Raw genomic sequence first — 844 nt, 5'->3', positions numbered from 1 at the left:
ACCGTAATTTGTGTCTTGCCGTCATTTGTCGCTCCCGCCACGTCGGTCGACGTTACCGTCAAGCCGCTTGCCGCCACCGGCTCCGCCTCGACTACAACCGTCGTTTGGCCAAACTTCACAACTTTGTCGTTGACGTCAAGCTCGGCAACGGCTAACTTGTCACCGTTTGCCGCATTCACGATGCCATCAACCGGCAAGTCTGTGTAGCCGCTTAGCGTTTCTCCCACGTTTGGTACGGTCACCATGCCGCTTGCCGCATTGAGGTACACAAACTTATGCCCCGTAGCAGCGGCAGGCGCAACCGTAATTTGTGTCTTGCCGTCGTTCGTCGCTCCCGCCACGTCAGTTGACGTTACCGTCAAACCGCTTGCCGCTACCGGCTCAGCCTCGACTACAGCCGTCGTTTGGCCGAACTTCACAACTTTGTCGTTCACGTCAAGCTCGGCTACGGCTAACTTGTCGCCGTTCGTCGCATTCACGATTCCATTAACCGGCAAGTCTGTGTAGCCGCTTAGCGTTTCTCCCACGTTTGGTACGGTCACCATGCCGCTTGCCGCATTGAGGTACACAAACTTATGCCCCGTAGCAGCGGCAGGCGTAACCGAAATTTGCGTCTTGCCATCGTTCGCCGCTCCCGCCACGTCGGTCGACGTTACCGTCAAACCGCTTGCCGCTACCGGCTCAGCCTCGACTACAGCCGTCGTTTGGCCGAACTTCACAACTTTGTCGTTCACGTCAAGCTCCGCTACGGCCAGTTTGTCGCCGTTCGTCGCATTCACGATTCCATTAACCGGCAAGTCTGTGTAGCCGCTTAGCGTTTCTCCCACGTTTGGTACGGTCACCA

The 844-nt window shown here is 57.0% G+C and carries 1 protein-coding gene; it reads right to left on the bottom strand.

Annotated elements, in window-relative coordinates:
- Nucleotides 1–844, bottom strand: an 844-nt coding sequence (locus DFP98_RS39320) for a hypothetical protein (protein ID WP_181918087.1), incomplete at both ends; no start/stop codon positions are given.

This window comes from Cohnella phaseoli (genome assembly GCF_003386235.1).
Lineage (GTDB): Bacteria > Bacillota > Bacilli > Paenibacillales > Paenibacillaceae > Cohnella > Cohnella phaseoli.
The sequence above is the reverse complement of the archived record's forward strand: the minus strand, read 5'-3'. Positions and strand labels throughout refer to the sequence as shown.